This window comes from Bdellovibrionota bacterium, from assembly GCA_040386775.1.
Taxonomy (GTDB): domain Bacteria; phylum Bdellovibrionota; class Bdellovibrionia; order Bdellovibrionales; family JAEYZS01; genus JAEYZS01.
The window spans coordinates 71897-80790 of record JAZKEU010000010.1 but is presented as its reverse complement, the minus strand read 5'-3'; the positions used below and the strand labels follow the sequence as shown (position 1 = coordinate 80790).

The 8894-nt window shown below is 39.7% G+C and carries 7 protein-coding genes and 1 pseudogene; 1 reads left to right on the top strand and 7 read right to left on the bottom strand.

Going from position 1 to position 8894, the window contains the following annotated elements; translation table 11 throughout:
- Positions 1–704 precede the first annotated feature (704 nt).
- From ftsZ to murG, 7 genes and pseudogenes are all read right to left on the bottom strand, one after another.
- Positions 705–1700 (bottom strand): annotated as a pseudogene (gene ftsZ, locus V4596_05750) (cell division protein FtsZ).
- 72 nt (positions 1701–1772) lie between these two features.
- The gene (gene ftsA / locus V4596_05745; GenBank protein MES2768634.1) at positions 1773–3065 is read right to left on the bottom strand and encodes a cell division protein FtsA; all 1293 of its coding nucleotides are present in this window, start codon (positions 3063–3065) and stop codon (positions 1773–1775) included.
- Between the two features lie 197 nt (positions 3066–3262).
- Entirely contained in the window at positions 3263–3994 is a 732-nt protein-coding gene (locus V4596_05740; protein ID MES2768633.1) for an FtsQ-type POTRA domain-containing protein, read from the bottom strand.
- A gap of 267 nt (positions 3995–4261) precedes the next feature.
- On the bottom strand, positions 4262–4639 hold the full coding sequence (locus V4596_05735; GenBank protein MES2768632.1) for a hypothetical protein: 378 nt from the start codon (positions 4637–4639) through the stop codon (positions 4262–4264).
- Positions 4640–4770: 131 nt separating this feature from the next.
- Complete coding sequence (gene murB / locus V4596_05730; protein ID MES2768631.1) at positions 4771–5655, bottom strand: UDP-N-acetylmuramate dehydrogenase; 885 nt, start codon at positions 5653–5655, stop codon at positions 4771–4773.
- Between the two features lie 19 nt (positions 5656–5674).
- Positions 5675–7024, bottom strand: a complete 1350-nt coding sequence (gene murC / locus V4596_05725) for a UDP-N-acetylmuramate--L-alanine ligase (protein MES2768630.1) — start codon at positions 7022–7024, stop codon at positions 5675–5677.
- Positions 7024–8091 carry an undecaprenyldiphospho-muramoylpentapeptide beta-N-acetylglucosaminyltransferase gene (murG, locus tag V4596_05720; protein MES2768629.1) on the bottom strand — a complete coding sequence of 356 codons (1068 nt, stop codon included), beginning with the start codon at positions 8089–8091 and terminating at the stop codon, positions 7024–7026. Before murG ends, murC begins: the two co-directional genes overlap by 1 nt.
- Before the next feature lie 161 nt (positions 8092–8252).
- Between murG and V4596_05715 the strand changes: the two genes are divergently transcribed.
- Entirely contained in the window at positions 8253–8879 is a 627-nt protein-coding gene (locus tag V4596_05715; protein MES2768628.1) for a transposase, read from the top strand.
- Positions 8880–8894: the final 15 nt, after the last annotated feature.

Sequence of the window (8894 nt, the reverse complement as noted above, 5' to 3'; positions counted from 1 at the left end):
AAATTAACGATACAAAATTATTTATTCAATCATCAACTACCTCCTCTTCATATTTCTCAACTTTTTAAATCAATTTTTCAAACCACGACTTAGTAATTTTCTTGATCTCTTTGTTGTCTTCTCATGAATGCCGGAACATCCAAGTTCTGTTCAAATGGAGATGTCACTCCTCTTGCCATCTGACGAGCTTTCTCGATTGGATTTTTATCCAGCTCTTCGAAGTTCATTTGTTCGAATGTTTTCTTCGGTTGAGTTTGCGGATGGTTTCCCGAAGCTCTAGATTGAGTCAATCCTGCTTCTTGCATTTGCTTTTCGCGATAAGCGCGTGCTTTTGCTAAAAGTTTATCTTTAGGAAGCATATTCTCTATTTCTGCTTCAGACAAACTTCCAACTTCCGCAGTTTTTTCTTCAACTATTGGAGCTTGTGGAGCTGTCTCGTAAACTGGAGTTTCAAAAATTTCAGGAATCGGTTCTGCAATCGGTGCTTGCGGTTGCATTACGGGCGCAGGGATCGGTTGTTGAAAACTCATCGGAGCAGCTTGCGGAGCTGGTTGCTCAAAGTAGTGCGGAGCAACCGGAGCTTGTGGAATCACTTCCACTGCTGGTTGATACGTGTACGCTTGAGGCTGTTGCATTTGCTGTTGTGGAGCAGGAGTTTGAAAACCTGCTTGGTTTTGCAGGAAGCTTTGTGCTTCTGCCATTGCTTTGATTTGGTTGTATTGAGAATTAGCTTGCAGCTTAGATTCCTGTGAGAATCCAGTCGCAATCACAGTCACTCTTACTTCGTCAGTTAAAGTTTCATCGATAACTGCACCGAAGATAATTTCGGCGTTTTCATCCGCAGCTTCAGTAATAAGTGTTGAAGCTTCGTTAACTTCGTAAAGTGATAAATCCGGTCCGCCAGTTACGTTTATGATGATTCCCATTGCTCCATCGATAGAAACATTTTCTAGAAGTGGAGATGAGATTGCGTTTGTTGCCGCTTCGATCGCGCGGTTTTCACCAGACGCCCTACCTGTTCCCATTAACGCCATACCTTTGTTCGCCATAACTGTTCTGATGTCTGCGAAATCTAGGTTGATCAATCCTCTGATGTTAATAAGGTCTGAGATACCTTGAACTGCGTGAAGAAGAACGTTGTCTGCTTTCTTAAAAGTTTCAAGAAGTGGAGTTTTCTCCGCAGATACTGTTAAAAGTTTTTGGTTAGGAATCACGATTAGAGTATCTACGTTTGCTCTTAATTCATCGATACCTTGATCTGCGTGACGGTTTCTTTTTTTACCTTCGAAAGTGAAAGGCTTTGTGACCACACCGATCGTAAGAGCGCCAAGTTCTTTAGCGATCTTTGCTACTACGGGAGCTCCGCCAGTTCCTGTTCCACCGCCCATACCGGCAGTGACAAATACCATGTCTGCCCCCTCGAGACGTTCAACGATTTCATTGTACGATTCGATCGCAGCTCTTCTCCCAATTTCTGGATTTGCGCCTGCGCCCAAACCTCTAGTTAAATCTTTTCCTAATTGAATTTTTCCATCAGACTTATTAGCAAGTAGCGCTTGATGATCTGTGTTGGCAGTAACGAAGTCTACGCCTCTCATTCCACTTGCGATCATCGTTTCGACAGCATTGCTTCCGCCGCCGCCTACGCCTACTACTTTAATAGAAGCACCAAAATTTGGAGTTTCCTCTAGTTCAAACATGTCATTCCCCTTCCGGTCGCACTACTCGCTGTGGCGAGTAGTAAATAATTAATAACTTTTAAAAACTAAATCCTAAAATATATCATTCATGAGTGTTTTAAATTTTTCTACCAAACCACTGATCATATCGTTTTCGCCGCTCTTCTTTGTGCGAGTTTTTTGAGAGCGATTCTTTGTGTGTTCTGCACCGTGAAGGATTAATCCTACAGCAGTTGCAAAACTAGAAGACTGTACAGCCGATGTTAAACCACCAATTCCTTTTGGAAGTCCTCTTCTGATTGGAAGATCTAACATAAATTCTCCCATTTCGATGAGGCCATCAAGTTGGCTTGCACCACCCGTTACCACTAACCCTGAGCCGATCATATCTGCGTAGCCGCTTTTTACGATATCGTTATTGATAAAACTTAAGATCTCTTCCGCACGCGGCTCAATTACTTCACAAAGATGTTGTCTGAGTACGGCTCTTGGCTTTCTGCCACCAACTCCTTCAACTTCAACGGATTCTGCCGGATCAACTAAGCTTGCGAGAGCGCAACCATATTTCTTTTTTAATTCTTCGGCATTCACTTGTGGACATCTCAACCCCACCGCGACGTCATTCGTGACGAAGGCTCCGCCCACCGGAAGACTGGATGTGTATGCAACACTACCTTGAACATAAATCACTAGATCTGTTGTTCCGCCACCCATGTCGATAACAGCAACGCCTAATTTTTTTTCGTCTTCACTTAAAACTGTTTGTGCAGAAGCCAGTTGCTGTAGAACAACGCCGGCCACTTTCAAGTTTGCTTTCTCTGAACATTTTAAAATATTTTGTAAGGCCGATTTGCTAGCGGTCACGATATGAACTTGTGATTCAAGTCTCACTCCGCTCATTCCGATGGGATCAGCGATTCCGTCCTGGTCATCCAGTTTGTATTCTCTTGGGATAACGTGCAGAACTTCTCTGTCGTGAGGGACCGCAATGGCTTTTGCTGCTTCGAGTACTCTCGCGATATCTTCTTTTTCTACTTCTTGTTTTCTGAGAGCAACCATGCCGCGAGAGTCGAAAGATTTAATATGACTTCCCGCTACGCCGATCCAAATTTCTTCGATCTCAACTCCCGCCATCAGCTCCGCTTCTTCGCGCGCTCTTCTGATTGCTTCCGTCGTGGCTTCGATATTCACGACAACACCTTTTCTCAAACCGTGAGAAGGAGCGGTACCTACACCGATGATATCAATGGAGCTTTCTTTAAGTGAATTATTTTGCTGTAAATTATTTTTGATTGCCGCGATCAAGATACAAACCTTGGTTGTACCAATGTCGAGTGCGGCGATGATTGTCTCGTTAGAACTGTTTGCCTTTAAATTTGTCTTCAAGCCCTGCTCCTCTTTGTTGTCACTGAATTTGCACGAAGGACAAGTTTGCGTAAATCGTGTGCAAATACAGATATGCGTGTTGTGGGCTATCACCTCGCTAGCTTTCGTAACCTAGCCTGAAGTTTACTAAAGGCTTTAAATTACGTTAGTTTACTCATCCTTGAAGCGAGTAAGGACTATTGTCCTTACCTAAAAGGCTAGCGGTGGTTACGCGGCCTGACAAGGACTTTTTTTGAGAAGTTTGAGTCGATGACACGGCCTTTCATTTCAGCAGGATCCATGTAGTCAATGACTCTGGAAATTCGTGCGGCCTTGAGAGGAACATTTTCGGTGTTGATCAACACCAGTGCTTTTGAGTTTTTCAGTAAGATTTGAAATTCATCATTTTTGAAGGGATATACCTCTGAAACTTGATCAAAACTAAATGATCCTTCCATAGGTAATTCGCGCAAAAGATCTAATGCTTTTTTTCTAAGATCTTCACTTTTTGCAAAGGCATTGCTCGAGAGGATTGGCACAAGCGGAGCCTTCGTAATTTCCACATCCGTAAGCAGAGAAGAATCGTAGGCTACGGGCTGGACCTTGGACGGGGATTTCATAATGTTGGCGATAATTTTTTTTGGCTGAACACTGATAAATAGCTCGTTTGGAAACTGTCTTGAGATCACTACGTTCTGAATCCAAGGTAAATTTTCTAGTTTTTTTTCTAAACCAAAAATATCAATTTCCCAAATCGAAGCTCCAATTTGTGTATCTAATTGTTTTTCAATTTGTGGCTTTAAGAATGCAATATACGAGTTTTCTATCTCGTAGGTATAGTTGATTTTTTCTAAATGAAACAAAGAGCTTTTATATAGCGAATATCCGCCCAGAACACATCCAGCAGCAATAACTAAGCATAGAGAAATTTTCAGTAAGGTTTTCTTCACAAAACCATTTTAGTATTGAAACCTCTTCGAAGCACTCGCATGGTGCTTCTTTGACCACGAACTGGACCTTGGACCCATTATTTACTAGAAAATAATGATAGTATCATATGATACTATCAAAAACATGAGACACACTCCTTTTCAACTTATGAGCGAGTAGAATTATGAGTTTTTTTAAAAATCCACCCAACGGATTTTACAGTTTATTCCATACCATATTGCTTGAGAGATTTTTCTATTTTGGCGTCTCCCTACAATCTCAAATTATTACTTAATAGAAATATCTAATACTTTTCCTTCGGATTCATAAGTCACATCTAAAATTGCGTTGGGAGTTAAGCTACCAAGTCTAACATCACCTTTTTTTAGCAATTCTTTATCGGCATCCATTAAAGCATCATTTTCGTAACAGAAAGCAATCTGTCTCCAAACATTTTTAGGGTTGCTTGGCGCCTTATCAGTTTTACCGATTTCTGATACCATCTGAACCGTGTCCGTCAAATTACAAACCATACCTCTAGCAAACATCAAACTATAAACCGATTCACTCAACTTTTGGTTTGATTCCATTGCGGATTGCAAATGGTGATCTGCCATTGCTACAGAACTCAAAAGAACAGTTAAAGAAAAAATTATTTTATTCATATTATCTCCCTTGGTTAATGTTATTTCAGATCTTAGAGTTAACATCCTGAGAGTTTATGCAATATTAAAAAACGTTATTCAACTCTATAAATTAAGAAATGCGATTTTTTATGAAGATTACAAAAACACGGCTAAAAACCGAGCAAAACCCACTCAGGATGAAGGGAAACACCTTTGTGCTCTAGGACTGTATCTTGAACATGCTTGATGACTTGTAAAACGTCTGTGGCCTTCGCATTTCCTAAATTGATGATGAAATTAGCATGCTTTTCCGAAACCTGCGCATCTCCAAACCTGTAACCTTTAAGTCCGCACTCTTCGATGAGTTTTCCTGATTTATGCCCTGGGGGATTTACGAATACTGAGCCTGCATTTGGAAACTCTAAAGGTTGTTTTACATTTCTAGCTTTATTCAAAGCCTTCACACGATCCATTACCGTTTCATCAGGTTGATTGGGCCACACAAATCCCACCTTGGAAATGATTCCTGGCTGCCAGCCTTTTGATTTTCTATATGAAAACTGAATATCTTTGGCTTCAATTCTTACAACTTGGGTGTCTCTTAAAACTTCCACCCATTCGATGATTTCACAAAATTCTCTAGGCTGAATTGTTAATTCGCCAATGCCTGCGTTCATCACCACGCCACCCGCAACATCTCCAGGTAGTCCTGCTAAAAATTCTGAAGGTTGAAGTTTGTATTTTAGAAATTCACGAAGGAGTAAAGTTTTCGGACTGCCGCCTTTGGCTTCGATATGCACTTTTCCATCTTCGACGAAGGATTCAATACCTGTGTACTTTCTCATGTTGATGACAAGCCCTTTAACGCCTTCATCACTAACTAAAGTATTTGTGCCGCCGCCAAGCAAAGTAATATTGTGCTTATGAAGCTTGGCCCAAACAATCGCTGTTTTTAATTCTTCTACATTTGTTGGAGAGAAAAAGAATTCCGCCGGTCCACCGATTTTTAGAGAAGTGTAATTTTTTAGAGGAACATTTTCTTGAAAATCGATCACGGAATACCTCCTGATATCTCTAAAGGTTTAAAAACTTTCTACCTTGTTTGTAGATATCGCCGGCTCCTAAAGTCACAAATACTTCGCCCGGTTTTGCTTTTAGCATTTTTTCTAGAACATTATCCACGTGACCGATGTATTCGCAGTGCTTGTGTTTGATTTCTTGCGAAAGTTTCAGAGAAGTGATGCCCTCTATAGGCGCTTCACTTGCAGCATAAATATCCAAAAGATAAAGTTCATCGCAATCATCGAAAGCTTTTAAAAAATCACTCCAAGAACTTTGAGTTCTAGAGTATCGGTGTGGCTGGAAGGCCACCTTGATAGTAGCCTTCGGATATTTTTCTTTAAAAGCTTTAAGAACTGCTTTCACTTCTGTTGGGTGATGTCCGTAGTCATCATAGATCTCAACGCCATTCTTTTCGCCAAGCCTCTGGAATCGTCTGTCGACTCCTTGGAATTTTTCTAAACCTTCGATGCACTTCTGCGCTGCGATTCCACATCTATATGCTACGATGAAGGCTGAAAGGGCGTTTAGAGCGTTGTGCTCCCCGGGAATTCTCAGCTGAAAGGTGCCAAGTTTTTTTCCATCATGATGAATGGTATAAGCCATTCCCCCATTTGAAGATTCCTTCGTCAGATAAAAATCATTGGATTCATGGAACCCATAAAATAAAATTCTCTTATCGAAATTTTCAAATAATTTTCTAGTTCTTACATCATCGCCCATCACTACGCAGAAACCATAAAAAGGAATTAAATTTGCAAATTCCTTGAATGCTTTTTGCAAATTATCAAAAGTCTTATAGTGATCCATATGATCGTCGTCGATATTTGTGATGATGGAAATTTCAGGTGAAAGCCTTTTAAAGCTTCCGTCACTTTCATCTGCCTCCGCGATCAACCACTCGCCTTTTCCGAGGAAAGCATTGCTCTTGATCAAATCCAATCTTCCACCTACCACCACCGTAGGATCCACCTGCGCATTGATAAAGATACTTGCTGTCATGCTCGTCGTTGTGGTCTTACCGTGACTGCCAGCAACGGCGATACTTCTTTTGAGTCTCATCACTTCACCAAGAACTTCTGCTCTTGAGATGATAGGAATTTTTCTAGATTTAGCTTCGATAAGCTCTGGGTTTGTAGATGGAATAGCGCTGGAGTAAACCACCGTGTCCACTTCACCCACATTCTCTTTCGAATGGCCTTTATAAATTGTAGCCCCTAGTTTTTTTAATTTTTGAATTTGTTCGTTTTCAGAAGCATCACTGCCTGAAATCGTTGCTCCCATATTGTGCAGAAGTTCTGCGAGTCCACTCATTCCGATTCCGCCAATGCCGATGAAATGAAATTTTGATCTTGATAGAACCATTATGATTTCCTTAAGATGTACTTTGCAATATTTTGAGCTGCATTAGGGATATAGGTTTTTTGAATGTTTTTTTCAAGCTCTAATATTTTTTCGCGTTTGTTTTTAAAATCCAATACTGTTTTCAAAAATGCTTCTGCCGTAAAATCTTTTTGCAGAATCATTTCTGCTGCTTTGCGATTCACCATGCTCTCTGCATTTTTCTTTTGATGATCATCCGCTGCAAATGGGAATGGAATCAAGACAGCTGCTTTTCCGCAAGCTGCTAATTCTGAAAGCGTTGATGCTCCCGCTCTACAGAAAATCAAATCCGCCCAATCGTAATAACTTTTAATAGGATCAAGATATTCCATACACTTTACATTTTTTTTATTGGCATAGGTATCTTTGTAAGTTGGAAAATCTACTTTTCCTGTCTGATGGACAAATTCAACGTCACTCAACTCTTCTGGAAATTTATTGAGTGCATTCGATACTGTGATGTTAATTCCACGCGCACCTTGACTCCCTCCAAAGATTAAAATTCTAAGATTTTTATTATCTCTTCTTGGAGCAAGCGCCATATTATTACGCACAGGAAAACCAAAGGTTTCTACAATTTTAGTCTTAAGATAATTTTTTGATTCTTCAAATAGCGTAAAGCTCACTTTTACAAATTTAGAAAGAATAATATTGGTAATCCCGGGATGAGCGTTGGATTCAAAAAGTGCTGTAGGTTTTCCTAAAAGTGCCGAAGTCAAAACAAAAGGGCCTGAAGAGTATCCACCAACACCAAAAACAAACAGAGGTCGATATTTTAAAATCAAATAAACACATTGAAAAAATGCGATTGGAAATTTTAAGAAAACTAAAATCTTTTTGAAAAAAGGAACACCATTCAGTCCGCCGATATTGATCAGATGAAGAGGAAAATTATTTTGAGGAATGATTTTCTTTTCCAAACCATAAGAGGTTCCAACAAAACGTATATCAAGACCAGGGTCTTCTTTCTGCAGCGCCTGCGCTATCGCCAATCCCGGATAAATATGTCCACCAGTGCCACCACCAGCAATAAAGATCGTCTTTTTCATAATCAAAGTATGAAAGCAACCCCAAAAATGATCAAGAACCAAAAGGCGCTTAGTCGCTTTTGGCGACTATCGGAGTCATCGTCCCAATTTCGGACATTTAAATGCCCAATTGCAAAATACATCAATTTCAGCCTTGCACTGCCTTTGCACAACTAAGGAGTATGGCTAGAAAAAAACTTGAGTACTCAGACATTTATCCGTTCCATATATATGGAAAATCCAATAACTCAGAATGGTTTTATATACCGATTCAAGATTGTTGGCGTATCTTTACTCATCATTTAATAAAAGTAGAAAAGAAATATAATTTAAAGATTCATGCATTCGTATTAATGAATAATCACTATCACATGATAGCCTCAACTCCTGATAATAATCTTTCAAAAATTATGAACAGATTAATCACCGGTGTGAGCAAATCTATCAATGCCGCTTCCGAAAGAAGCAACCATGTATTCGGAGGGCAATACCGGGCAACAATCATAAAGAATGAACACTATTATTTGCAGGCAATAAGATATGTTTATCAAAACCCTATAGCCGTGAATTTATGCAGTAGAGTGGATCTTTATCCTTACTCTACAATAAAACATTCATTAGAAAAAAATACTTTCAACATACCCATCGTTAATAATGAAATTTTCGAAAACGTTATTGAATCAGACCCTAAGAAGTTCCTAGATCAAATGAATAATATATATTCAGAAGAACAAAGATGCGTAATTAACAAGGCAATGAAAAGAAAAGAATATAAATTAAATAAACGCGTTTGGAAAAAGACATTTTGATTCACCTAGTCGCCA